The organism is Mycobacterium sp. UM_CSW (assembly GCF_000455205.1).
Classification (GTDB): Bacteria; Actinomycetota; Actinomycetes; order Mycobacteriales; family Mycobacteriaceae; genus Mycobacterium.
Window position 1 is genome coordinate 40640 of record NZ_AUWQ01000001.1, and the last position, 25143, is coordinate 65782.

The following is a 25143-nucleotide window of genomic DNA, read 5'->3' on the forward strand; positions in this document are numbered from 1 at the left end:
CCGTCCATGGCCGACCGCCCCGTCACGCAGCTGGATAAATCCGACGTCCTGTCCGGGCTCTTCGCCGTGTGGGACTCCATCGACGCGCTGCTCGACGGGCTGCCGGAGGGCGATTGGCTGGCGCCGACGCCGCTACCGGGCTGGGACGTCAAGGCCGTGGTGTCGCACATCATCGGCACCGAGTCGTTCCTGGCCGGCATCGCGGCCCCGCAGCCCGATATCGACGTGTCGGCGCTCGACCACGTGCGCAACGACATTGGCGTGATGAACGAGTGCTGGGTGCGCCACCTCAGCGGGGAGTCGGGCGCGGAAGTGCTCGCCCGGTTCAGGGACATCACCGCCGATCGACGCAAGGCGCTGGCCGGCATGTCGGAAGAGGAGTGGAACGCGGTGATGCCGACGCCGGTGGGCCCGGAAACGTACGGCCGGTTCATGCGGGTGCGCACGTTCGACTGCTGGATGCATGAGCAGGACATCCGCGAGGCGCTGTCGCGGCCGTCGTCCGAGAGCGAGCTCGTCGGGCCCGCGTCACAGCTTTCGCTCGACGAGATCGCGGCCACCATGGGTTACGTGGTCGGCAAGCGCGGCAAGGCGCCCGACGGTTCGCGCATCCTGTTCGAGCTGACCGGCCCGGTGGCCCGCGACATTCGTGTCAGCGTCGACGGTCGCGCCCAGCTGGTCGAGGACTTCGGCGGCCAGGACCCGACGGTGACGATTCGGCTGGACGGGCTGCAGTTCACCAGGCTGGCGGGCGGGCGTCCCATGTGCCCCGCGCGCGCCCAGGACATCGAGCTGGGCGGCGACAAAGACATCGCCAGGCAGATCGTTGAAAACCTCAATTTCGTGATCTAAGACCATATTTGGCGCACGCGCGACAAGCGAAGCGACATCTCACACCCGGCGCGCGGGGGTTTGTTCTCCGGGGCCGATCGGGTAGCCGGAACTTACAGGCGCACCTCGCGCCGATATCAAAATCGTCAACGCCAGGAGGCCGACAGGAATGACTGCACCCGACACCACCCGTTTGCTCGCGCAGCTGCGCACGCTGCTCGACTTGACCAACACCGAGATCCAGATCGCGGAAACCCGCGTTGTCCAGGCGCGGACCGACGCCGTGCGCCGTGAGCTGTCGCAGAACGCGGCCAATGCCCGCAAGCGCGCCGAGTCCCTTGAGTCCGCGATCCGCAAGGTGGGGGGTTACCCCGACGTCATCGGTCCGTTCCTGGGTCGTGCCGCCGCGGCAGTCAAGGCGCTGACCGAGCAGGCGCAACCGTTCGACGAGGCGCTGCTGGGCGATCTCGCGCTCGAGGACCAGCTGTTGGACCGCGCTCGGTACCTCAAGGCGCTGGCCGTCGCCGCAAAGCGCCAGGACATCGAGAATTTGGCCGAGCGCCTGATCACTGCCCATTCGGCGACCGTGGACTGGCTCACGACCGTGCTGGCCGAGGACGCGCTTGGCGGGCCGGCCGCGCTGCGCCGCACGCCGCTGCAGGCGGCCGCCGGCACCGCGGTGAGGCTGGTCAACCTGCCGGCAGCGTGGTCGGCGCGGGGGGTCGACCGGACCGTTGAGGCGATGCGCTCGGCGGGTCCGGCGTTCAACGACCTGGTCAAGCGGGGCGGCCACGCCGGCGAGATCGCGGCGAAGGCGCTGTCTGCTTCCCAGAGCGCGGCGCTGAAGGCCGCCGAGCGGGTCACCCGGTCCGAGGGGGCCGACGGGGCCGCCAGCGCCTTGCACTCGGGCCGGACGGCCGCCGGTGTCTTGGACGCAAAGGAGCTGCCGATCCGCAAGTACGACGACCTCAACGTCAACGAGGCGGTGGCCGCGATCAGAAAGCTGACGGACCCCAGCGACGTTCGGGCGATCATCGCCTACGAGGAGGCGCACAAGAACCGGCAACGCATCGTTTCCGCTGCGCAGACCCACGTCGCCGCCATCGCGCAGGACGTCGTCGGCATCAAGTAACCGATACCCAAAAGCGCCGTCTCGGCACCGAGTACCCCCTGCAGTCGCCCGACCGGGGGGTACTCGGCTTTTGGCGGTCGGGGCGGTCGGCGCGGGAAGTTAATTCCGTTGCCCGTTGTTGGTTACCGCGTACCATTGATTGTCCTGCCGAAAATCGGCGGGGATGCTCGAAGCAACAAAGACAAGGGGCTGAAAGGTTTCGACTTCGCGCATCGAATCAAGGGAAGCGTGCCGGTGCAGGCAAGAGACCACCGTAAGCGTCGTTGCAACCATATAAGCGCCGATTCACATCAGCGCGACTACGCTCTCGCTGCCTAAGCGACAGCTAGTCCGTCAGACCGGGAACGCCCTCGACCCGGAGCCTGGCGTCAGCTAGAGGGATCCACCGGTGAGTCCGGTCGCGGGACTCATCGGGACATACACAGCGACTGGGATCGTCATCCTGGCTGGTTCGCGTGACCAGGAGATCCGAGTAGAGGCATAGCGAACTGCGCACGGAGAAGCCTTGAGGGAATGCCGTAGGACCCGGGTTCGATTCCCGGCAGCTCCACAACAGAAGAAAACTAGTCAGTATCGAAAGTCCTGGCTAGTTTTCTGTTTTTTAGCGGTGGTTCAGACGGTCGCATGGCGCGAATGACCCCCTAGGCCGTTGCGACCGGTGAAGCCTGCCCGCCTGCACTCACCTGGCGATTTCAACAACGCATTTCCCTAGCGTCGTTCGGGCCGCGACCCGCGTCAGCGCCGCGGGGACCTCGCCGAAAGGCACCGTCTCTAGGACGGTTCGGCGAAGTTCGCCGCGGTTCACCATGGCCGTCAGGCCGTGCAGAATTCCCTCAATGTGCTCTCGCGAATAGCCGGCGGCGAGGACTCCGACCAGTGACGTGTTGGTCAGCGTCATCATCTGCACGTTGACGGTCGGCCACGTGCCGCTTGCAAATCCGACGGCGAGGTGCTTGCCGTCGCGGGCGAGTGCGCCCATCGCGTTTGTTCCTTGCACGCCGCCGACGGGGTCGAAAATCATGTCGACACCATGCCAATCGCTGAGCTCGCGTAGTACCTGGGCGAGCGGCCGTCCATCGGCGGCAATGTCGCCACTGCACACCACCGCATCGTCGGCACCGTATGACCGGCAGAATTCGGCCCGGGACTCATCGCCCGCGACCGCGACGACCTCGGCCCCGAGCGCCTTGCCCAGCTGAACCGCGGCGATTCCACTGCCCCCGGCGGCACCGAGGACCACGAGCCGTTGGCCTGCCCGAAGCTGACCTCGGTCGACCAGCCCGATCCACGCGGTCATGTTGGGGATCCAAAAGCCAGCGGCGGCAACATCATCCATGGCATTGGGGATCGGGAGGACGGTGTCTGCCAAGGCGAGGGCCTCGCCGGCGAACGAGCCGTTGCCGTTCATGAAGTCGCTGACACCCATGACCCGGGTGCCGAGGGACAAGTCGACGCCGGAACCGACCGCGACAACCGTGCCGGCCAGTTCCTGTCCGGGTGTGAACGGCACCGGGGGCGTCAGCGGGTAGGTGCCGCGGCACATCAGGACGTCCGGCAATCCGATTCCTGCCGCGGATACCCGGACCTTCACCTGGCCCGGCCCCGGATCGGGGAGCTGCCGCTCCACCAGCCGCATGACTTCGGCGGGCTCGCCGGCCCCATCCACCTGCCACGCCTTCATCGGAGTCCTCCGGTCGACGGTATTGCCAACGACGATCACACCATGATTACACTGTGATTTGATCGATTGGAAGGGGTCGAGGATGGCGTGGGACTTCGAGACCGACCCCGAGTTCGACGAGAAGCTTGCGTGGATGCGCGAATTCATCGACACCGAGGTCATCCCCCTCGAACCCATCCTCGCGGAGCTGCCTGCCTCGGAATGGGCGGCGGTCAAGCGCATGTTGCAGGACCGCGTGAAGTCCCAGGGCCTGTGGGGGATGTTTCTCGATCCCAGCCTCGGCGGTTCGGGCTCGGGTCAGCTCAAGCTCGCGCTGATGTCGGAGATCATCGGCCGCTGCATGGTCTCGATGGAGTTGTTCGGCGTGCAGGCACCCGACAGCGGCAACATGGAGTTGCTCGCCCACGGCGCCGACGAAGCCCAGAAGCAGCGGTGGCTGTATCCGAATCTGCGCGGGGAGATCTCCAGCGCATTCGCCTTGACCGAGCCTTTCCTCGCTGGTGCCGATCCGACCGTGATCGAAACCACGGCGGTGCTCGACGGCAACGACTGGGTTATCAACGGGCACAAGTGGTTCACCACCAATGCCTCGTGCGCCGACATCATTTTGGTTGTCGCCGAGACCGATCCGGCCGGTCGTCCGCATCGGCACGCCTCGATCTTCGTGGTGCCGGCGGGCACGCCCGGGTTGCAGATCCTGCGCGAGATTCCCACGATGGCTCACCCGAATCCCGAGTTTGGCCGTCGCGGCAACCACGCTGAGGTGGTTTTCGACGATTGCCGCGTGCCCGGCGATCATCTGATCGGGGCCCGCGGCGAGGGGTTCCGGTTGGCGCAACAGCGACTTGGCGGCGGCCGCATTCATCATGCGATGCGCTGGCTCGGTCAAGCCCAGCGTGCCCTGGACATCATGGGGGAGCGGGCGGTGTCCCGGCGATCGCACGGCCGGCTGCTCGGCGAGCACCAGATGGTGCAGGACTATATCGCGCTATCGCACATGGAGATTCAAGCCGCGCGCCTGCTGACATTCCAGACCGCGTGGAAGATGGATCGTGACGGGGCCAGCGCGGTGCGCGCCGAGCTGGGCATGGTCAAGGCACATGTGTCCAAGGTGGTGCTGGCGGTGCTCGACCGGGCAATCCAGGTATGCGGAGCCTTGGGATATTCCGGCGATCTGCCCGTCGAGCAGTGGTACCGCATGACCCGTTTCGGTTCGATCGGCGATGGCCCGGACGAGTTGCACAAGTCCGTGCTGGCGCGTCACGTTCTCAAGAAGTACCGACCCGTCGAGGGGTGGCCAACCGAGCACCTGCCCTCGCGTCGACCTGCCGCACAACGGAAATGGTCCGAATTGTGCGAGGCAGCAGGTGTACGTGCCCAATGAGATAGAGCTCGACGCGCAGCAGATCGTGGCCGCCGCGGTGGAGATCCTGCACGAAGGCGGCCTCGATGCGGTGAGCATGCGCAACGTGGCCGGTCGGCTGGGCGTGACCCCGCCCCCGGTATACGCGCGGATCGGCAACAAGGACGCACTATTGGATGCGATCGCCGAGCACTTCCTGGCCGACCTCGCGCCTGCCGTGAAGCCCGACGAACCCTGGCCGGACTACGCCCGACGCTGGACGCAGCAGATGCGCCGGCGCCTCACCAAGGCCGCCGACAGCGGGCTCTTTCTGCAGGTGAAGCGGCCGACATACCTGGAGGCAACCAGACCGCTGCTCAAATGCATGCGTCGCGACGGAATTTCGAAGGACGCAGCGGTGCGCGCGTGCCGGCTACTGACGTGGGCGACCGTGGGTTTCGTCGCCATGGATCACCCCCCATCGGCCACACGGTCTCGACGACGGAACCGACTGGCCGGCAGTGACCCGGCCGGCGTGACGTCCGGCGAGATCGACGAATTGTTCACGGCCCACATCGGATACCTCATCGAGGGCATCCGGCGCGACGAGGAAACGCGATGAGCGCGCCGCCGGTCGATTTCGACATTCCCCGATTCGCCGCATGGTTGGCGGAAAGAACTGGCGAGCATGCCAATCTCGAGGTGACGGCGATTCGCGGGGGCGGTAGCTGCGAGATGTTCCGCGTCGACCGGCTCGGTGAATCGTGGGTGGTGCGGCGCGCCCCGCGGACCGCGGTGTCCGATACGGCCCACCAAGTCGTTCGCGAGGCGCGCATCATGGAGTCGCTGGCGGAACAGCGGGTTTCGGTGCCTCACGTGCTGGCGTGGACCGAAGACGTCAGCGTCCTCGGGGCTCCGTTCTTCGTGATGTCCTTCGTCGACGGTGGCGTCATCCGCCGAAACGGATTGCCATCGCAGCTGCGCGACGACCCCGGCTCGCAGCGGCTGATCGGTGAGCAACTCATCGACACGCTCGTCGATCTGCACGCGGTGGACTGGACCAGGACAGTGCTTGCCGAGATATCGCGCCCGGCGGGCTTTTTGGACCGGCAGGTCGATCGTTGGATGACTCAACTCGACAGCTACCGGGTCCGCAGCCTCGCCGGCGTCGACGACATCGCGCGCTGGCTGCAGACGAACATGCCCGAACACGGCGAACTGACCGTCATGCACGGCGACTACAAGGTGGACAACCTGATCTGGGCGCCGGCCGCGCCACCGAGGGTCGCCTGCGTCGTCGACTTCGAGATGACCACCGTCGGCGACCCGCTCATCGACCTGGCGTGGGCCATGATCTTCTGGCCAGAAGAGGGCAACTCCATCGCCCTGGCCGCCCCGGGCACGCCCAACGGCATGGCGTCCGAATCCTGCCAGCCGCCTTCGGAATTGGTGAACCGCTACGCGGATGCCACGGGACGCGACCTGTCCCTATTCGGGTGGTATCAGGCGTTCAGCGCGTGGAAGCTCGCCATCGTGCTCGAAGGTTCCTACGCAACGTTCCTTCGTGGTGAATCCCGCAACCCGCTGCACGAGCTATTCGGGCCTATCGCCGACCAACTCCTCCTGCGCGCCGAAAGGTTCGCGCAATGACCGATCCACTGTTCGACGTCAGTGACCGCGTGGTGCTGATCACCGGTGGCAGCCGGGGCCTCGGCGCCGCGATGAGCCTCGGCCTCGCGCAGCGCGGGGCGCGGGTGATCGTCGCCAGTCGAAAGGTGTCAGCGTGCCAAGAACTCGCCGCCCGGATCACCGATGCGGGCGGTCACGCTCATCCGCTGGCCTGCCATGTCGGTCACTGGGACACGCTGGATGCCGTCGTCGATTCCGCCGCCGCGCGGTGGGGGCGGCTCGACGGCCTGGTGAACAATGCCGGGATGAGTCCATTGGCTCCGTCGCTGTTGGAGACCTCAGAGACCTTGTTCGACAAGGTGATCGGCGTCAACCTCAAGGGGCCGACGCGCCTGACGGCGCTGGTCGCAACGGCCATGGCCCGCACCGGCGGCGGATCGATCGTCAACGTCAGCTCGCTTGCGTCGGTAAGACCCACGCCCGTCACCACGGTCTACGCCGCGGCCAAGGCGGGGTTGAACGCGCTGACCACCGCGACCGCCATCGAATACGCGCAAGTGGGTGTTCGAGTCAACGGAATCATCTGCGGAACCTTTGACACCGACGCGGCTTCGGGCTTCGTGCGGGACGCTGCACTCCTGCCTGACATCCTGCGACCCATCGCACTGGGCCGGATAGGACGTCCTGACGAAATCGTCGGCGCCGTGATCTATCTGCTGTCCGATGCTTCGAGCTACACCACTGGATCACTGATGACCGTCGACGGCGGCGTCGCTGTATGACGCGCTGGCCGCGATCGCGGCCCGTTGTTGATGCCGCGGGTGGGCCGTTCGGCTGAAGGACGTCGACATCAGCGAGGTCGCCGTCCTGGCCAAACTCGTGCTGCCCAGCTGACGATTTTGGGCGCACAATTGAAGGGCCTGTCTGAAACCCGGGAGTGCGCGATGAGCGAGCAACAGTACGACTTTTTCGGCGAGATCTTCCAGCGGTACTTCGGACCAGCGATCGGCGCATATCCGCGAACCGGCGGAGCACTCGTCGATAGTTTGCTCACGCTCACTGACCACGTCCCGGATCGATTGGCGCAGAGCCGGCGCGCCGCAATGGCATGGGGCGAGACCGAGACCCCGAACGCCAGGGTCACCTCCGAACTCTTCGTGATCACCCAACACGGACTGATGTATGCGGTCGGGTTGACCGAGTCGCGCCGGGCGCTGTATTACCTGGCCACGCCGCCCGCGTTGTTCGATCCCTTCGTCGATCAGGTCGACACCGCCGAGTTGCGCGAAGGCGCGGCGGTTGCGGTGGACAATCGGTTCGGCCGCGACCTCGCATCCGCTCATCCGATGGACGCTGCGCTGCGCCGGATACTCGATGAGCACCTTGCGCTGCGAGTGGGTCTGCCCGGTTAGCTATTCGATTTCCGGCAGCTCCACCTTTGGTTGCCGCGGCCGACTTGGTCGGGTGCCGGCCCGATAGATTGCTAAGCGTGAGCGAGGACAGGGTCCGTGTGCGGGCCGCGGACAACGGCGTGGCAACGGCGACGATGGTGCGCGCCGACAAACACAACGCGCTCGACCAAGCGATGTTCGAAGCCTTGGTGGACGCCGCGGAGAAGCTGGCCGGTGATACGTCGGTCCGCGCGGTCGTTCTGCACGGTGAGGGCAAGAGCTTCTGCTCGGGTTTGGACGTCGCGAGTTTCATGGGTGGCGAACGTGGCACCGGCGTCCTGTTGGACAGAGACCAGGACCGGCCCGCGAACCTCGCTCAGCGCGTGAGCTACGACTGGTCGTTGGTACCGGCGCCGGTCATCGCCGCGATCCACGGCAACTGCTTCGGCGGCGGTCTGCAGATCGCGCTCGGCGCGGACATCCGGATCGCGGCGCCGGACGCGAGGCTGAGCATCATGGAGATCAAGTGGGGCCTCGTTCCCGACATGGGCATCACGCAGACACTGCCGAGACTTCTACCGATCGACGTCGCGAAGGAGTTGACGTTCACCGGCCGTATCGTTTCCGGCAGCGAGGGTTCCGAGCTCGGCTTGGTCACCCGGACAGCCGCGGATCCGCTGTCGGCGGCGCTGGCACTCGCGGGCGAGATCGCGCTGAAGTCACCGGATGCCGTCCGGGCCGCGAAGCGCCTCTACAACGAGACATGGATGAGCGACGAACCCGCGACGGCTCTTGCGCGGGAATCAGTTCTGCAAAGGGGGCTGATCGGCACGCCCAACCAGATCGCTGCCGTCGTCGCCGGAATGTCCGGGGAGCAACCCGTCTTCGCCAACCCCGCAGCCGACCCCGCATAACCTCCCACGCGATCGGGGAGACGCGATGAGCGCCGGCCTGTTCGGACTACTCGACGACGTCGCGGTCCTCGCACGACTCGCCGCCGCCTCCGGCCGCGCGACCGCCAAGGCCGCCGGGGTCGTCATCGACGACACCGCGGTGACGCCCCAATACGTCCACGGCATCGCCGCCGAGCGCGAGCTGCCGATCATCAAACGCATCGCGATCGGATCCCTGCGTAACAAGCTCGTGGTGATCCTGCCGGTCGCGATGCTGCTCAGTCAGTTCGCGCCGCGGCTACTGACCCCGGTCTTGATGCTCGGCGCCACCTACCTGTGTTACGAAGGCGCCGAGAAGATTTGGGACAGCATCCGCGGTCATGATGCCGACGCTCCGCCGGTCGCCGAGCACGAAGTGGTGAGCGGGGCGATCCGGACCGACATGATCTTGTCCGCCGAGATCATGGTGATCGCCCTCAACGAGGTGGCCGACCAGGCGTTGGTGCCGCGGCTCATCATTCTCATCGTCGTCGCCTTGGTCCTCACCGTCGTCGTGTACGGCGTCGTCGCCGTCATCGTCAAGATGGACGACGTCGGCCTGCGCCTCACCGAGACCAGATCCCGAATCGGGCAACGGGTCGGCCGAGGTCTCGTCGCGGGGATGCCCATGGTGCTCTCGGCGCTTTCAGCCGTCGGCACGCTGGCGATGCTCTGGGTCGGGGGCCACATACTGCTGGCGGGGAGCGACCGCCTCGGTTGGCACCCGCCGTATGACCTGCTCCACCATGCCGAGGATCAGGTTCGCAACAGCGCCAAGTCTTTTGGTGCGGTGCTGGGCTGGTTGGTCGACACCGGAGTGTCCGCGGTGGTGGGACTGGTCGTCGGTTTCGTGGTCTTCGCGCTCATACGACTGTCCAAGCGGATCCGGACTGCTTTGTTCATCACCTTGGGCTGACTGCCCGCTGAAGCGTTACCTCGGAAATGTCGGAGTGGCTTTTCCCGCCAGTGCTGCCGAGGGTGCTTATCCACAGCACCACGACGGTCACCGGGGCGGGCTTGTTCACGGAGATGACGTTGTGGCCGGGCCGCAACCCGGTTCGCGGGCTGAGTTCGGCGGTGTCGCTGAGCTTGGCGGGAGCCGCGCCCGCCGATGACCGTATCTGTGCAACCGTGCCGGTGCTGTCCAGGTCGACGGTCACGGCACTCAGCGATGTCGGTTCGGGAAGTTCCAACAGTAATCCGACCCCGTCCTTGAACTTTGGGAACGGTTCGGGGTCAAAGTAAGTGTCGGTCGACCACGCCGTGGCGGGATTACCGTCAATCGCCAGCCCGGCCGAGTTTGGGCTGTCCGGGGAGCCGCCGGGTGAAAAGACTGAGGCTTTGAGCGGCTTTACCGTTCCACTTCGTGCCGCAGGCGGAGGCGCTGCCGGCGACGCCGGACTCGGCGTGGTGGTCTGGAGTCCCAGCCTGTCCGGGTGCATCGCTGCGTCGGTGTTGACGGCGCCCACAATCCGACTGATTGCGCTAGCGAACGTCATCAACACGACGAGAACGACAGCCGCCGCTGTCCCTAGCATTGTTTTCAACAGCTGACGGCGCGCGTATTCGGCCTTTTCGGCCGGTCCGAAATTGCGAAAGCTGGCATAGCAGCCGGGCGGTGGAGGTAAGAGCAGCTCGCGAGTGGTGGAGGGCCCCGCGTAATTCTTGGCGTCGTCGCTGGCCTCACGCAGCAGCGTCGAAATCGTCTTGGCACTGCGGATGCCGTCGCCATCACGCACTAGCCCCGCGGCGGTGGATGAAATCAGGAACGGAACTTGCGGGTTGAGGACCGCGGGCGCTGGGATCAGGCCCTCTGCATCGGTTTCGACGCTCTCCCAATCCTCAACCGGGGCACCGACTTTGGAGGGCCAGCGGTTGACAAGCAATCCATACATGACCGCACCGATGCCCCGAAGGTCATCCCGCGGCGTTGTATTTGGCATGGTCGCCGGAAAAGCCAACACCAGGCGCCGGTCGACGCTGACGCGGATTCGCTCGGGATGGTCGATTGACAACGCGAAACCTGCCCCGTGCACGACGTCGGCGGTCTCCGCCAGGGATAACACCGCGTCTGCGACCCCGACGGGCGACGGCTGCGTGCGGGCTACTTCTTTCAGCGTGGCACCGCGCGTCCAGTCGGAAACAACTACTCCGCCGCACCAGTCGCGTCCCACATCAATTACCCTCGCCAAGCCCGGCGACTCGATGCCGCGCAGGCTTGAGGTGTTGGAAAGAATCGCGTCGACAGTGCTGGTCGGGAGCGAGTTCTCGGAGTCGACCACCGTGACGGCCAGATGTTGCCCCGTGACCGTGTCAGCGGCTTGCCAGAACTGAAGATGCGAAGATTTGCCGTAGAAGATCATTAGCCGAATCCGGCCGCCCGCGATCGTGGCACCGGCAACAAGGGGCGCCTTTTCTCGGGGCGAATACGGCTCTGCCCAGTAGCGAGGAATGTCAGTCGTCGGCGGATCAGGTGTAACCGGTTGCGTGGCGGTCATCGCTTCGTCTCGCTCCCGCGGTGCTCATCGACCGCATCGGCCGGACGCGCACGGACGCTGATATTGGTCATCCATACATAGCCGGGGGTGGACACTCTTAAACCCTGTATTCGCAGGGGGCAGAGGTACTCGCAAACTTGCCCCTGACTCCGCGGCGCGGGCATAGGCTCAGGCTATTCGGCGATCGGTAATGGGAGCGGCTCGGTGTCGTATGTTGTTGCGTTGCCAGAGGTGATGTCCGCCGCGGCCACGGACGTGGCTTCGATTGGTTCGGTGGTCGCGACGGCAAACCGCGGCGTGGCAGGCGCCACCACGGAGGTGTTGGCCGCGGCCGAGGACGAGGTCTCCGCGGCGATCGCCGCCGTGTTCTCCGCGCACGGCCAGGGCTATCAGGCCCTCAGTTCGCAGGCGGCGGCCTACCACAACCGGTTCGTGCAGGCCTTGAGCGGCGCATCCGGCGCGTACTCCGCCGCCGAGGCGGCCAACGCATCGCCTTTGGCGGCGCTCGAGCAGGCGCTGCTCGGTGTGCAGCAGGAAATCCAGCAGATCCCCACGGCGCTGGGGAACGGTGTCAGCCAGGGATTCGATGTTCTGTTCGCAGACCCGCATTCACCCCTGTTGGCGCTGCTTACCGGCGACAATCCGTTCACGGGCATCATCGGAACCAACAACCCGCCGCGGTTGTTGACGTTGCTGCTCGGAGAAACGGTGCAGCACACCACCTATAACGGGATGCCCGTCGTGCAGATCACGCCGGCTCATCCGAACGGCGATTACGTGGTGGCCATTCATGGTGGCGCGTTCATCTTGCCGCCGTCGATCTTCCATTGGATCGACTACACGGTGATGGCCTATCAGACCGGCGCGACCATCGAGGTGCCGATCTACCCGCTGCTGCAGCAGGGCGGCACCGCCAACACCGTGGTGCCCAATATCGCCGGCCTCATCTCGCAGGAGATCACCCTGCACGGTGCCTCGCACGTCAGCGTGACCGGTGACTCCGCGGGCGGCAACCTCGCCCTGGCGGCTGCCAAATACCTGGTGGCCCACGGTCAACCGGTGCCGTCGTCGATGGTCCTGCTTTCTCCCTGGCTCGACCTGGCGCACGACGGGGGTCAGATCGGCAGGGTGTGGGCGGGCGGCCTTTCCATCACCGATCCCGAGGTGAGTCCGCTGTACGGGCCGCTGACCGGCCTGCCCCCGACATATGTCTACTCGGGCTCGTTCGATTCCCTCTACAACGAGACGCTTGCCCTCCAGCAAATAGCCCTGGCCGACGGGGCCCCGATGGGCTTCGTGCTTGCGCAGGGCCAAGTTCACGACTGGATTCTGCTGACCCCGACCGGCCCCCGTTACTGGGCGCAGATCGATCAGGAACTCGGTCTCGTGCACTGACCTTGAGCCACGTAAGCGCGCGGGGGATTTAACTAGTCCATTGCGCTAGCTGGCCCGCCGTCGACGGCGGAATCCTCAGCAGCAGTACAAAGCAAGATCCGCTCACGGGAAATGTCGTCTCGCAGGCGGCCCTCTGAGCCAGTCACGGCCGGCTACGCGATGCCTGGTGGGCGCGGAAGCCCGGCCCGGGTTCGGGTGTCACATTGCGTGCGGTGATCTCGTCGCCGCAGTGCGCGCAGATGAGGCGGGGCTCGATGGACTCGCCACAGGTTTGGTGGCGCAGCACGATCGGTGGCCCGTCGGGGTTCGGCAAGTGCTCGTCACCCCACCGCATGAGCACGACGATCGCCCCGAAGAGTTCCCGTCCCGAATCGGTGAGCCGGTACTCGTGTCGCTCGGGATCCCGGGAATAGGGCACCCGGTCAACAAGGCCCACATCGACGAGCATCCGCAGCCGCGACGACAGCGTGGGCCGCGGAATGTTGAGGTTGCGCGCGAGCTGACCAAAGCGCTGCACCCCGAAGAACGCCTCGCGCAGGATCAGCAGCGTCCACCGCTCGCCCACCAATTCGAGCGCACGCCCGACCGACTCCCCTTCGAAGCGGTGGGACAGATCGGCGGCCATAGTTCAATAACTGTACCCGGTTCAATTGCTGAACCATAGGTGGTAACGTAATTGAACCACTACAGCCACCGGGAGCCCCAATGACTCATAGCGACACCGAGACCCTCGCCGAGAAGATCGCGTTGACGGCCGGGGAGATGTCGGCCGAGATCGACCGCGATCGCCGACTTCCGGACGAACTGGTAGCCCGGCTGCGCGAGGCCGGGCTGTTGCGCGCCACCATGCCGCGGGAGGTCGAGGCGCTGGAGCTGGCGCCCGGACCGGCGCTGCGGTGCGCCGAAGCGGTGGCGCGCGGCAACGCATCGGCCGGATGGTGCGTGTCGATCGCGATCACCAGCGCGCTGCTGGTCGCTTACCTGCCGGCGTCGAGCCGCGGCGAGATGTTCGGCGGCGGCCGGGGCGTCGCGGCGGGGGTGTGGGCGCCGCGCGGCAAGGCCCGGTCGGTCGACGGCGGGGTGGTGGTGTCCGGGCGATGGCCGTTCTGCAGCGGGATCAACCACGCCGACATGATGTTCGCCGGCTGCTTCGTCGACGAGCAGCGCGTGCCCTCCGTCGTCGCGCTACCCAAAGACGACCTGCAGGTGCTCGACACCTGGCACACGTTGGGCCTGCGCGGCACCGGCAGCCACGACACCGTCGCCGAGGAGGTCTTTGTGCCGGCCGATCGCGTGCTCTCGGTGTTCGACGGGCCGGTGATAGACCGCCCGCTGTATCGCTTCCCGGTGTTCGGATTTTTCGCGTTGTGCATCGGTGCGGCCGCGTTGGGGAATGCGCGGGCCGCGATCGACGATCTCGTCGAGCTGGCCGGCGCCAAGAAGGGACTGGGCGCGACGCGGACTCTGGCCGAACGGGCGGCGACCCAGGCGGCGGTGGCGACCGCCGAGGCCACGCTGGGCGCCGCCCGCGCGCTGTACTACGAGGCAATCGAGGAGGCCTGGCGGGCCAGCCAAAATCCTGACGCGGTGCCGGTGGCAATGCGCAACCGGCTCCGGCTGGCGGCCACGCATGCAGTGCGGACGTCGGCCGACGTGGTGCGCACCATGTATGACCTGGCGGGTGGCAGCGCGATCTATGACAGCGCACCCCTGCAGCGCCGGTTGCGCGACGCGTTCACGGCCACCGCCCACTTCCAGGTCAACGAGGCATCGCGCGAGTTGCCCGGCCGGGTCCTGCTCGACGTGCCCTCCGACGCGTCGATGCTGTGACCGGCATCGAAGTCGCCCTGCCGTTCTGGCTGGACCGGCCCGACGACGAGGCAATGGACGTTGCGCTGGCGGCGTCCGATGCGGGCTTCGACGCGGTGTGGATCGGCGAGATGGCCACCTATGACGCGTTCGCGCTCGCGACCGCGGTCGGGCTGCGCGCGCCCGGCATGACGCTGAAGATCGGGCCGCTGGCCGTTGGTGTTCGCGGCCCGGTGGGACTGGCGCTGGGTGTCAGTTCGGTCGCCTCCCTCACCGGTAGCCGGGTCGACATCGCGTTGGGGGCCTCCAGTCCGGCGATCGTGACCGGCTGGCATGACCGTGAATGGGCGCACCACGTCCCTGTCATGCGGGAAACCATCGAATGTCTGCGGGCGATATTGACGGGCACGCGCGTCGAGTACAGCGGCCGGCACGTCGGCAGTCATGGGTTTCGGCTGCGCGATCCGCGTCCCGATACGCGAATTGCTTTGGGGGCGTTTGGGTCTGGCATGATCCGCCTGGCCGCGCGGCGCGCCGACGAGGTCGTGCTCAACCTCGCCTCGACGGCCCGCGTCGCCGGGGTTCGTGAGGCGATCGACGCCGCAGCCGCCGCTGCCGGGCGCCCCGCCCCGCGCCTGACGGTGTGGGTGCCCGCCGCGCTCAACCCCGGTGCCGCCGCGCACGCCCAGCTGGCCGCTCAGCTGGCGGTATATCTCGGCCCGCCCGGCTACGGGGAAATGTTCAGCGCCTTGGGCTTTGCCGACCTCGTCGGCAAGGCTCGTGCCGGTGCCACCCGCCGCGAACTCGCCGCAGCCATTCCCGTCGAATTGCCCGACCGGGTGGGCGCATTGGGGACCGCCGATCGAGTCGCCGAACGGCTCGACGCCTACCGCGAAGCCGGCGCCGACTGCGTCGCGGTGGTGCCCTCGACCGCCGAAGACCCGGGCGGACGGGAAACCCTCGGCGCTATCCAGAAGAGGTGAATTTTGACGCTCATCAACACCCAATGCCGCCTGGCCGCGCGTCCGAGCGGCCTGCCCAAGCCGTCGGATTGGCAGATCACCGAAGAGCCCGCCGGAAGTCCCGCGGACGGCGAGTTCCTCGTGCGCGTCGAGTACTTGTCGGTCGATCCGGCGATGCGGACGTGGATGAACGCGGGGCGGTCATACGTGCCGGCAGTCGGGATCGGCGAGGTCATGCGTGCTGGCGGCATCGGGCGCGTGATCGATTCGCGTAACGGGGATTTCGCGGTCGGCGACGAGGTGTATGGCATGTTCGGGGTGCAGCGCTACGCGCTCTCCGATGGGGCCGGCGTAACCTCGGTCGACACCACCCTCGCGCCCGCTCCGGTGCATCTCGGCGCCCTCGGCGGCAGCGGACTGACGGCCTACTTCGGGCTACTCGACGTTGGTCGCCCGCAGCCGGGCCAGACGGTCGTCGTCTCCGGGGCCGCCGGTTCGGTGGGCAACATCGTCGGGCAGATCGCCCGGATCAACGGTTGTCGGGTGATCGGCATCGCCGGCGGCGCGGACAAGTGTCGTTGGCTCGTGGAAGAGCTCGGATTCGATGCCGCCATCGACTATAAGGCCGGCGACCTTCGTGCGGAGCTGAAGACGCACGCTCCCAACGGCATTGACGTCTTTTTCGACAACGTCGGGGGAGAGGCCCTGGAGGTCGCGCTGTCCCGGCTGGCGCGCGGCGCGCGTGTAGTCATCTGCGGGGCTGTTTCGCAGTACAACACCGCGAGCGAACGCCGCGGCCCGGCGAACTACATGCAGCTGCTGGTCGCGCGGGCATCGATGACCGGCTTCGTCGTCTTCGACTATGCCGATCGATACGGCGAAGCCGTTGCGCAGCTGGCGAATTGGCTTCGCAGCGGCGAGTTGAGTTCGCGTGAGCAGGTCATCCACGGCGACGTCGGCAACTTTCCCGAGGTCTTGTTGGCGTTGTTTCGCGGGCATAACACCGGCAAACTGGTTCTCGCGCTCGACGGCCCTCGCTAGGGCTCGATTATTGGCACATTGTTCCGGGAGGCGCGATGACTGCTGCTGTCGATCCATCGGTGCCGCCCAGTGGGACCGGCTGCGCCGAGTGTGATGCCACCGGCGGCTGGTGGGTGCACCTGCGGCGGTGCGCCGCCTGCGGCAACGTCGGTTGCTGCGACGATTCGCTGGCACGGCACGCGACGAAGCACTGGCGAGAGAGTGGGCACCCGATCATCCGATCATTCGAGCCGGGCGAGGATTGGTTTTGGGACTACGAGGCCAATGACTACTACGAGGGTCCCCAACTCTCCCCGCCGGAATGCCGTCCCCGGGACCAGACGGCCCCAGGTCCCCGCAATCGGGTGCCGCGCAACTGGGCCGAACTGCTCCGTCAGCAACACGACTGAGCCCCACAGTCAGCGGCTGACCCGCGATGAAAATATGGGTCCAATGATCCTCGCCATCGACCTGGGCAAGACGTCGTGTCGCGCCTGCGGCGACGGCCGGAGGACCGAGGGGGCGGGCGCGCCCGGCCTCGCGACGCCCGGCGGCGTGCGGGCCGCGGAGGCGGCGATCCTCGCCGTCGCGCGAGATTTCCGACCGGTCGACGAGGTGATCGTGGGGGCCGCCGGGGCGCTGAATGCGCCGGCCGCGGCGCGCGCGCTGGCCGAGTCGCTGCTGACGTCGCTGCGGGCCGAGCGGGTCGCCGTGACAGGTGACAGCGTGATCGCCCACGCGGGCGCGCTGAACGGCAAGCCGGGCGTCGTGCTGGTCGCCGGGACCGGAGTCGTGGCGCTCGCGATCGGCGCGGACGGCGCGCTGCGCACCGCCGACGGCTGGGGCCCGTGGCTGGGCGACGAGGGAGGCGGCGCGTGGATCGGCGCCGCGGGCCTGCGCGCGGCGCTGCGCGCCCACGACGGCCGCGGCCCGTCCACCACGCTGCTGGACGCCGCCCGCGCCCGATTCGGTGCGCCCGAATCGTGGCCGGCGCAGCTCACTGACGCGGCGGCGGTCGCGTCGTTCGCGCCCGCCGTCCTCGCCGCGCAAGACGACCCGGTGGCGTCGGCGATCGTCGGCGCCGCCGCCGAGTCGCTTAGCGCGACCGCCCGCGCGGCCGGGGATGGGCCGGTCGCGATGGTCGGCGGCCTGGCGGGGGTGGAAGCGCTGCGTAAACAGCTCGACTTGATCCCGGCCGCCGGCGACGCGCTCGACGGCGCGCTGCGGCTCGCCGCGATTCACGAGCCGCACGTGATCCGCGTGCAGGCGGCCGCCCCCCGGAACGGGCTCGACGCGCTCGCCACCGAGGGTTCCCGACCCGGCCTCGACGACCTGGACCTGAGGCCGATCGGCGAGGTCGTGGCGCTGCTCGTCGCCGCCGAGGGCGAGGCGCACGCAGCGGTTGCGGCGGCGGTCCCGCGGATCGCCGCGGCGGCCGAAGCCATCGTCGCGCGGCTCGAGCGGGGAGGCCGCCTGATCTATGTCGGGGCCGGGACACCCGGACGCCTGGGTGTGCTCGACGCCGCCGAGTGCAAGCCGACGTTCGGCACCGACCTCGTGCGTGGCGTAATCGCCGGCGGGAGCGCGGCATTGACCGAGGCGATCGAGGGTGCCGAGGACGCGTTCGACCCCGCCGATCTCGCCGATCTCAGCGCCGCCGACGCGCTGGTCGGGATCACGGCGTCGGGCCGGACACCCTACGTGCTGGGGGCGCTCGAGCATGCGCGAGCGGTGGGAGCGCTGACGGTCGCGATCGTCAACAACCCGGGCAGCGAGGCGTCCGCCGACATAATGGTCGAGCTGTTGACCGGACCGGAGGTGCTCGCCGGCTCGACCCGGCTGACCGCGGGGACGGCTCAGAAGGTGGTGCTCAACGCGCTTTCGACCAGCGTCATGATCGCGCTCGGCAAAGCCTACGGGCCGCGGATGGTCGATGTCCGCACCACCAGCGCCAAGTTGCGTCGCCGCGCCGTGCGCATCGTCCGCGACGCGGCCGGGGTCGACGAAGAGGCCGCGGTCGCCGCGCTCGCCGCCGCGGGCGGCCACGCCAAGACCGCGATCGTCACGCTGCTCGCCGGCGTCGACGCGGCCGAGGCCGCCCGTCGGCTCGACCGGGCCCGCGGACGCGTGCGGGACGCGCTCATTACGGGTGCGCCGCAATGAAATCCGCTTCCTTGACAAGCCTTGCTGTCGGACCCAACATCATGGCGGGATCAACATGAAGCGCATGCGAAGGGCCATCGCCGTCGGAGCCGTCGTACTCGTGGCGGGTTGCTCGCATGCCCATGTATCGCAGACGGCGGTAATCGGCAGTTCGCAGCCACCGCCGACGACGCCGGCGCCGTTGCCCGCCGCGGCTCCCGCGCCCAGCTTCCCAACCCTCTCCAAACCGCCCGACGCGGCCCCGGCACCTGATTTCGCAACGGTTTCCAAGCTGATCAACGACGCGATTGCCGCGAACAGGCTGCCCGGTGCCGTGGTCGTGATCGGGCACGCCGGACAGGTCGTCTTCCACCAGGCGTACGGCTCGCGCAAACTCGCCGGTGAACCCGGGCTGGACGGATCGCCCGCACCGGCCGAGCCGATGACCGAGGACACGCTCTTCGACATGGCGTCCCTGACGAAGATCCTGGCGACAGCCCCTGCCGTCATGCAGCTCTACGAACAAGGCAAGGTTCAGTTCGACGACCCGGTGCAGCAGTACCTGCCTGACTTCAACGCGACGGACGACCCACGGCGCGCAAAGGTAACCGTTCGCATGTTGCTGACGCACACGTCGGGCGAAACGGGCGACGTCGAACTCAAAGATCCATGGGGACTGGACGAAGCGAACAAAGCGGAAGGCATCCATCGCGCGCTCACGACGCCGCTGGAGTCGGAACCCGGCGGGGTCTTCCGCTACTCCGACATCAACTTCATCCTGCTCGGTGCGCTGATCGAGAAAATCACCGGCGAGGCGGAAGACGATTACGTTGCCGAACACGTGCTCGCACCTCTTGGCATGCAAGACACCCGCTACCTCCCCGCGGACAAAGCCTGTGGCCCGCACACGGTCCGGGGAGCCGCGATTGGATGGGCCGGCCCGTCAACTCCGAACGGATGTCCCGCGGGCGCGTGGAGCATGGACCTCTTGCCGCGCATCGCGCCGACGGCGCGCGACGAAGATGGCCGGGCCGATCCAGGCAAGAATCCCGATCTCGATTACCTGATTCGGGGCACCGTGCAGGACACGACGGCGCGGCGCATGGGCGGAGTGGCCGGGCATGCCGGGGTTTTTTCGACGGCGCACGATGTGGGCATCTACGCGCAGGCGCTGCTCGATCGGCTTGCGGGCCGTCCCAGCGAATTTCCCTTGGCGCAAACGACTTTGGAGTTGATGACCACTCCGCAGCAGCCGGGCCATACGCCCCAGCAGCTCCAGGCGGCCAACGACGCCGCCCGCCAAGCCCTCGCAATGCGGCGAAGCCCCGCATATCCGCTGCTCGCCGCGCGCTATCCGGCGATCGCGGGCCAAAACCTGCGCGGCTTTGGCTGGGATATCGATACGCCCCTTTCGATGGCGCGGGGCATGATCTTTCCGATCGGCAGCTTCGGCCACACCGGGTTCACCGGAACCTCACTCTGGCTTGACCCGCGCTCCGATACCTACGTAGTTCTGCTCGCCAACTCGATCCACACGCGGGGCAGTGAACCGATCTCGGATTTGCGCGGCGAAGTGGCGACGGCGGCGGCGCGGGCGTTGGGTCTTTAAGGGGCCTTCAGGTCCGCTCGAAATGTTGATAGTCGAGGGGAGCGGACCACTCGCCACCCCACCGCCAACCACGGTCGGTGAAGGCACGCACCGCCGGGTCGCCGATATGAAGGAGTCCCGGGTCGGTGCGGGTGCGATCCAAATAAGCCGCGGCGTTCCGCGGTTCGAAATACCCGTTGGCGTAGAGGCATGGGTTGACGAGCGTGTTGATATCGATAGCCCGCCCGTAAGCGTGCGGTGACCATTCATTGGTTCCGGGGATGAGTCGGCAATTGAACGCCGACGTGTTGTTGTCCTCCATCGACAGCTCGTCGTCGGCGTCCGAATAGTGGTCGACCGTCTGCATTTTCTCGATCGGATAGCCCAGCCGGTAAAGCTGCTCGAAGATCGCGATGACCTCCGGCGCCAGCTCCTGATGCACGACGAGCTGGCCGCGGTGGGTCTGGCCGTCGAAACCGAGGTAGTCGACGTCGAGCCGTCGCAGCTGCTCGGGCTCGACGGGACAACCCGGCCGCCAGGTCGCGCCGAGTTCTGCGGCGGTGACCGGCTCTACCGTCGCACCCGCGGGTGCCGGCGACGCGCTCGCCGGCGACGGCGCGGGGGGTGACGACGACACGGCCGCCGACCACGACGGAGACGATGTGGCCGCATGCGGTGGCGGCGCGGCGGTGCATTGCACTAGCACGACGCCGGCCGCGAGCACTTCCGCCAATACGGCACAGGGCCGCTGGAAGGGCGTCAATGGAGATGAATCCTCACCGTTATCCCGGACAAGTCCGGTGCCAACGCTACCGCGGACGGAAATCGCAGCCTGTGCTACAGCAGAAGTGGGTAAACAACCGGCATCAGCTTGGCCAATCACGTCAGTAATCGGAAGGTGGCATCGGATGCCTGGTCATGAAGGGGGCCGATGGGACGTCGGCACCAAGGACGACGCGGTCTACCTCGAGCGCGTCTCTGAGAGCGACGAGCGGTTATTCGACGACTTGTTAGCGGCCGACGAGGCCCGCGAATTGAGTGGGCTATTGACGAAATACGCAGACAAGCTCGACAAGTCCAAGGACGCCGGCAAATCCGAGGACTCCGATAAGTCGGAGGACTCGGACAAATCCGACGACTCGGACAAATCCGACGACTCGGGAAAGTCCGACGACTCCGACAAGTCCGAGGACTCCGACGCGTCCGACGATTCCGACCAGTCGGACGACTCCGAGGACGGCGACGAGCAAGAAAAGTCCGGCTGAGCGGCCCTATCGAGCGTGCGGGGCCTTTAAACCTCTGTCTCCTGCGCCCATCGCGGCCGGCGCGGTTCCCGGCTGTGCGGCGAGCGCGCCGCGGCGAGTGTCGCCGCAGTCCCGCCGTTGATCGCGGTAAGCGGCGGCGGCTGGCCCTTACGCAGCGTCGCGATCAGCTCGCGGTACGGGCCGATGAGGTAGACGGTGTCGCCCGCCTGCAGGCGGGCGTCGCGGCGGGGGCGCAGCCTGACCGGTCCTTCCGGCCGGATGATCGCGATCACGCGCGTTTGCGTCGACATGTGCATCATCGTCAGTCCGTCGAGCTCGCTGCCCTCCGCCACAAGCATCCCGCCCACCATGAACGAGCGCTGCCCGACCCAGAACGTCCCCAGCACCTGCAGGCCCATCGCGGCGCCGATGAACCAGGGGGCCGCCAGGTCGACGATCGACCGCACGTTTTCGAAGCCGAACCGCCGATTCACCGCGGTGCCCAGCGCCCGGCCCTGAACGCGCATCACGATCGGCGTCTTGGTATCGGATCCGAGGATCTCGAGCAGCACGATCCCGGTCTCGATGTTCTCCATGTCGTCGCTGGTCACCACCGCCACTCCTCGGGCGCGATCGACGCGCGCCGACTCCAGCGTCTGGCGCATCGCCGGATCTCCGAAGATCACTGGGACGTCGAGTTCCGCAGCGGTCGACAGGAAGCGGTTGTTCTCGTCGCTCTCGATGACCAGGACGTCATATCCGGCCGCGGCCAGGTCGCTCACGACGCGGATGCCGACGGAACCCAGCCCGATGACGACGACGTGGTCGCGCATTTGCCGGGCTCGCCGGAGTCCGGCCAACTGGACGAAGCGGCGCGAGAGCAGCAGGTCCGCTAGGAACGCGACGAGGATGGCCGTGACGATCGCGCCGCTGAACATCAACCCCACAGCGAACAGCCGAAGCCAAACGGGTTGTTGGGTGAAGTTGAATTCGCCGTAGCCCACGGTGGTAATCGTCTCGGAGGTGAAGTACAGGGCGTCGATCCACGACATCCGCGGGTTCCGGTAGGCGAAGTGCACCACGGCTGTCGAACCGAGCGTGAGGAATAGCGCGAATCCCAACGAGGGATAAAGCATCGGGTTGATGTCGTCGCGCATGGCGCGCGTGGCATCGATGATGCGCCGCACCCGGGAGTGGCGAGAGCGCGTCGCGGTCGCGGGGGGCACCTTGATCCCCCGGGCTTCCAACTCGTCCTTGACGCCGATCATCGACGTCCAGTCGCCGGCGTAGACCCGCTGATCCCGTCCGGGGCATGGCACCACCTCGCCGGGGGCGGGTGACTTCTTGCCGTGGACCACCGCCACCGGTGCCAGGTCGCCGTATATCTCGCGCAGTGTCCCGTCGTGCGGTGCCTCGGCTCCCCAGACGACGAATTCGATACCGGCCGTGTCGAACTGGTGCGCGTTGCGCGAAAGGACCGCCTCGACGAGCGATGGCGTCGCCAGCTCGGCGACGTCCAGGATCGCGCCGGGGCCGTTGACGGTCGACACCGCTTCGCGCAGCACGTCATTGGCCAGCCGCGCCACCACGCGGACGTCCGGGCTGTATTGCCTTGCCAGCAATGCGATTTCGAGATTTATCGCGTCGTTTGGCCCGGCGCAGACGACTGCCCGCGCGCGATGTACTCCGGCACCGAGCAGATCGGCGGCGGTGCTGATCTTGATGATCCGCGCGCCGGCGCCTCGCAACTCCTCGGCGATGGTTCTCGACAGAGCGTCGTCACCGGCGACGATGATTTCGCGATGCATGATCTCGCGCGCCGGTTGGGAAACGGGTTGCTCCATGCGACCGTCGAGATGGTCGATTTGTGGCCTAAGCCGGGGAACCGACGACATCGTCTTCATGGTTCGGCCTTTCGCTTTTCGTTCCTATGACTATCGGCCACCGTGGCGGCTCATGCCACCTGAGGAGTACGGATGCAGAAAGTCGTGCGGTGCAACAGGTTCGACTCGGGCGCGTCACGCTGACGAAATAGTTGAGGTGTACAAAACCCTGGCGCCACTGCTACCCGCGACAACAGTCTGATAGTGGCGAGCGAAGGAGCATTCCGTGTCCGAACACACGCCCGACGACATCTTCAAACTCGTCAAAGACGAGAACATCGAGTACGTCGACGTCCGCTTCTGCGACCTGCCGGGCACCATGCAGCACTTCACGATTCCGATTTACGTGTTCGACGAGAACGTGTTCGAGGAAGGCCTGGCCTTCGACGGCTCCTCGATTCGCGGCTTCCAATCGATCCACGAGTCCGACATGTTGCTGCTTCCCGACCCGGAGACCGCGACGATCGATCCGTTCCGCGAGGCCAAGACGCTGAACGTGAACTTCTTCGTGCACGACCCCTTCACCCTCGAGCTGTACTCACGCGACCCGCGCAACGTCGCCCGCAAGGCCGAGAACTACCTGATCAGCTCCGGCATCGCGGACACCGCCTACTTCGGCCCGGAGGCGGAGTTCTACATCTTCGACTCGGTCAAGTTCGACTCCAACATCAACAGCTCCTTCTACAAGGTGGACGCGACGTCAGGGTGGTGGAACACCGGCGAAGAGACGGAGTCCGACGGCAGCCCCAACCGCGGCTACAAGGTCCGGCCCAAGGGCGGATACTTCCCGGTCGCCCCCACCGACCACTACGTCGACCTGCGCGACAGGATCCTGACGAACCTGACCAACGCCGGATTCTCCCTGGAAAAGGGCCACCACGAGGTGGGGGGTGGCGGCCAGGCCGAGATCAATTACAAGTTCAACACGCTGCTGCACGCGGCCGACGACCATCAGATGTACAAGTACATCGTCAAGCAGACCGCGTGGCAGGCGGGCAAGACCGTGACGTTCATGCCCAAGCCCCTGTTCGGCGACAACGGCTCGGGGATGCACTGCCACCAGTCGCTGTGGAAGGACGGCGTCCCCCTGATGTACGACGAGGAGGGCTATGCCGGCCTGTCGGACACCGCGCGGCACTACATCGGCGGGTTGCTCTATCACGCCCCGTCGTTGCTCGCCTTCACCAACCCCACGGTCAACTCCTACAAGCGCCTCGTTCCCGGCTATGAGGCCCCCATCAACCTCGTCTACAGCCAGCGCAACCGCTCGGCGTGCGTGCGCATCCCCATCACCGGCAACAATCCGAAGGCCAAGCGACTGGAGTTCCGTTGCCCCGACTCGTCGGGCAACCCCTACCTGGCGTTCTCGGCCATGCTGATGGCCGGCCTGGACGGCATCAAAAACAAGATCGAGCCGCCACCACCGGTCGACAAGGACCTCTACGAGCTGCCGCCCGAGGAGGCCGCGGAAATCGTTCAGGCTCCCACCCAGCTGTCCGCCGTGATCGACAGGCTGGAGGAGGACAGCGAATACCTCACGGAGGGAGGCGTTTTCACGCCCGACCTGATCGAGACGTGGATCAACTACAAGCGCGACTACGAGATCGCGCCGTTCAACCTCCGGGTGACCCCGTACGAATTTGCGCTGTATTACGACGTGTGAG

The 25143-nt window shown here is 66.7% G+C and carries 23 protein-coding genes and 1 other RNA gene; 19 read left to right on the forward strand and 5 right to left on the reverse strand.

The window, feature by feature from the left end; translation table 11 throughout:
• Window positions 1-6: 6 nt before the first annotated feature.
• The 3 genes from N415_RS00220 (at window position 7) to ssrA (ending at window position 2516) form a co-directional block, all read left to right on the forward strand.
• Window positions 7-852, forward strand: a complete 846-nt coding sequence (locus N415_RS00220; protein ID WP_068175680.1) for a maleylpyruvate isomerase family mycothiol-dependent enzyme — start codon at window positions 7-9, stop codon at window positions 850-852.
• 148 nt (window positions 853-1000) lie between these two features.
• Window positions 1001-1963 (forward strand): hypothetical protein, encoded by a 963-nt coding sequence (locus N415_RS00225; RefSeq protein WP_068175684.1) that lies wholly within the window; start codon window positions 1001-1003, stop codon window positions 1961-1963.
• 185 nt (window positions 1964-2148) lie between these two features.
• Window positions 2149-2516: a transfer-messenger RNA gene (gene ssrA, locus N415_RS00230) on the forward strand.
• 126 nt (window positions 2517-2642) lie between these two features.
• On the opposite strand, the gene N415_RS00235 is transcribed toward ssrA, so the two are convergent.
• Window positions 2643-3644, reverse strand: coding sequence for an NADPH:quinone oxidoreductase family protein (locus N415_RS00235; protein WP_068176126.1), 1002 nt, complete (start codon window positions 3642-3644; stop codon window positions 2643-2645).
• A gap of 133 nt (window positions 3645-3777) precedes the next feature.
• Between N415_RS00235 and N415_RS00240 the strand changes: the two genes are divergently transcribed.
• The 7 genes from N415_RS00240 to N415_RS00270 all read left to right on the forward strand — a co-directional run bounded on the left by N415_RS00240 (window position 3778) and on the right by N415_RS00270 (window position 9854).
• Window positions 3778-5028, forward strand: a complete 1251-nt coding sequence (locus tag N415_RS00240; RefSeq protein WP_343203443.1) for an acyl-CoA dehydrogenase family protein — start codon at window positions 3778-3780, stop codon at window positions 5026-5028.
• Window positions 5018-5608, forward strand: a complete 591-nt coding sequence (locus N415_RS00245; protein ID WP_161630261.1) for a TetR family transcriptional regulator — start codon at window positions 5018-5020, stop codon at window positions 5606-5608. The genes N415_RS00240 and N415_RS00245 overlap by 11 nt, the downstream gene beginning before the upstream one ends.
• Complete coding sequence (locus tag N415_RS00250; RefSeq protein WP_068175691.1) at window positions 5605-6636, forward strand: phosphotransferase family protein; 1032 nt, start codon at window positions 5605-5607, stop codon at window positions 6634-6636. Before N415_RS00245 ends, N415_RS00250 begins: the two co-directional genes overlap by 4 nt.
• A gap of 29 nt (window positions 6637-6665) precedes the next feature.
• Complete coding sequence (locus N415_RS00255) at window positions 6666-7397, forward strand: SDR family oxidoreductase (protein WP_343203444.1); 732 nt, start codon at window positions 6666-6668, stop codon at window positions 7395-7397.
• 162 nt (window positions 7398-7559) lie between these two features.
• Window positions 7560-8027 carry a glucose-6-phosphate dehydrogenase gene (locus N415_RS00260; RefSeq protein WP_068175699.1) on the forward strand — a complete coding sequence of 156 codons (468 nt, stop codon included), beginning with the start codon at window positions 7560-7562 and terminating at the stop codon, window positions 8025-8027.
• Between the two features lie 77 nt (window positions 8028-8104).
• A complete protein-coding gene (locus tag N415_RS00265) occupies window positions 8105-8920 on the forward strand; it encodes a crotonase/enoyl-CoA hydratase family protein (RefSeq protein ID WP_068175700.1) in 816 nt (271 codons plus the stop codon).
• Window positions 8921-8945: 25 nt separating this feature from the next.
• The gene (locus N415_RS00270) at window positions 8946-9854 is read left to right on the forward strand and encodes a DUF808 domain-containing protein (RefSeq protein ID WP_068175701.1); all 909 of its coding nucleotides are present in this window, start codon (window positions 8946-8948) and stop codon (window positions 9852-9854) included.
• On the opposite strand, the gene N415_RS00275 is transcribed toward N415_RS00270, so the two are convergent.
• Window positions 9841-11436 carry a protein kinase family protein gene (locus N415_RS00275; RefSeq protein WP_152531181.1) on the reverse strand — a complete coding sequence of 532 codons (1596 nt, stop codon included), beginning with the start codon at window positions 11434-11436 and terminating at the stop codon, window positions 9841-9843. The two genes, N415_RS00270 and N415_RS00275, sit on opposite strands and share 14 nt — an antisense overlap.
• A 204-nt stretch (window positions 11437-11640) precedes the next feature.
• On the opposite strand from N415_RS00275, the gene N415_RS00280 reads away from it, so the two are divergent.
• Window positions 11641-12831, forward strand: coding sequence for a PE domain-containing protein (locus N415_RS00280; protein WP_081664987.1), 1191 nt, complete (start codon window positions 11641-11643; stop codon window positions 12829-12831).
• 142 nt (window positions 12832-12973) lie between these two features.
• Here the strand turns inward: N415_RS00280 and N415_RS00285 are convergent, their stop codons facing one another.
• Window positions 12974-13456: a helix-turn-helix domain-containing protein gene (locus N415_RS00285; RefSeq protein WP_068175717.1), complete on the reverse strand. Its 483-nt coding sequence runs from the start codon at window positions 13454-13456 to the stop codon at window positions 12974-12976.
• A gap of 80 nt (window positions 13457-13536) precedes the next feature.
• Between N415_RS00285 and N415_RS00290 the strand changes: the two genes are divergently transcribed.
• The 6 genes from N415_RS00290 (at window position 13537) to N415_RS00315 (ending at window position 20373) form a co-directional block, all read left to right on the forward strand.
• Complete coding sequence (locus N415_RS00290) at window positions 13537-14661, forward strand: acyl-CoA dehydrogenase family protein (RefSeq protein WP_068175720.1); 1125 nt, start codon at window positions 13537-13539, stop codon at window positions 14659-14661.
• The gene (locus N415_RS00295) at window positions 14658-15623 is read left to right on the forward strand and encodes an LLM class F420-dependent oxidoreductase (protein ID WP_068175728.1); all 966 of its coding nucleotides are present in this window, start codon (window positions 14658-14660) and stop codon (window positions 15621-15623) included. Before N415_RS00290 ends, N415_RS00295 begins: the two co-directional genes overlap by 4 nt.
• A 3-nt stretch (window positions 15624-15626) precedes the next feature.
• Window positions 15627-16643 (forward strand): NADP-dependent oxidoreductase, encoded by a 1017-nt coding sequence (locus N415_RS00300; protein WP_068175730.1) that lies wholly within the window; start codon window positions 15627-15629, stop codon window positions 16641-16643.
• A 35-nt stretch (window positions 16644-16678) separates the two neighbouring features.
• A complete protein-coding gene (locus N415_RS00305; protein WP_068175732.1) occupies window positions 16679-17032 on the forward strand; it encodes a UBP-type zinc finger domain-containing protein in 354 nt (117 codons plus the stop codon).
• Between the two features lie 43 nt (window positions 17033-17075).
• Entirely contained in the window at window positions 17076-18785 is a 1710-nt protein-coding gene (locus N415_RS32445) for an N-acetylmuramic acid 6-phosphate etherase (RefSeq protein ID WP_239645404.1), read from the forward strand.
• 64 nt (window positions 18786-18849) lie between these two features.
• Window positions 18850-20373 (forward strand): serine hydrolase domain-containing protein, encoded by a 1524-nt coding sequence (locus N415_RS00315; RefSeq protein WP_239645405.1) that lies wholly within the window; start codon window positions 18850-18852, stop codon window positions 20371-20373.
• 7 nt (window positions 20374-20380) lie between these two features.
• On the opposite strand, the gene N415_RS00320 is transcribed toward N415_RS00315, so the two are convergent.
• On the reverse strand, window positions 20381-20989 hold the full coding sequence (locus N415_RS00320; RefSeq protein ID WP_239645406.1) for a M15 family metallopeptidase: 609 nt from the start codon (window positions 20987-20989) through the stop codon (window positions 20381-20383).
• Window positions 20990-21260: 271 nt separating this feature from the next.
• Between N415_RS00320 and N415_RS00325 the strand changes: the two genes are divergently transcribed.
• Window positions 21261-21617, forward strand: a complete 357-nt coding sequence (locus N415_RS00325) for a hypothetical protein (RefSeq protein ID WP_068175738.1) — start codon at window positions 21261-21263, stop codon at window positions 21615-21617.
• Between the two features lie 26 nt (window positions 21618-21643).
• On the opposite strand, the gene N415_RS00330 is transcribed toward N415_RS00325, so the two are convergent.
• Window positions 21644-23404: an NAD-binding protein gene (locus N415_RS00330; protein WP_081665000.1), complete on the reverse strand. Its 1761-nt coding sequence runs from the start codon at window positions 23402-23404 to the stop codon at window positions 21644-21646.
• A gap of 301 nt (window positions 23405-23705) precedes the next feature.
• Between N415_RS00330 and glnA the strand changes: the two genes are divergently transcribed.
• On the forward strand, window positions 23706-25142 hold the full coding sequence (glnA, locus tag N415_RS00335) for a type I glutamate--ammonia ligase (RefSeq protein ID WP_068102970.1): 1437 nt from the start codon (window positions 23706-23708) through the stop codon (window positions 25140-25142).
• The last annotated feature ends 1 nt before the right edge of the window (window position 25143 follow it).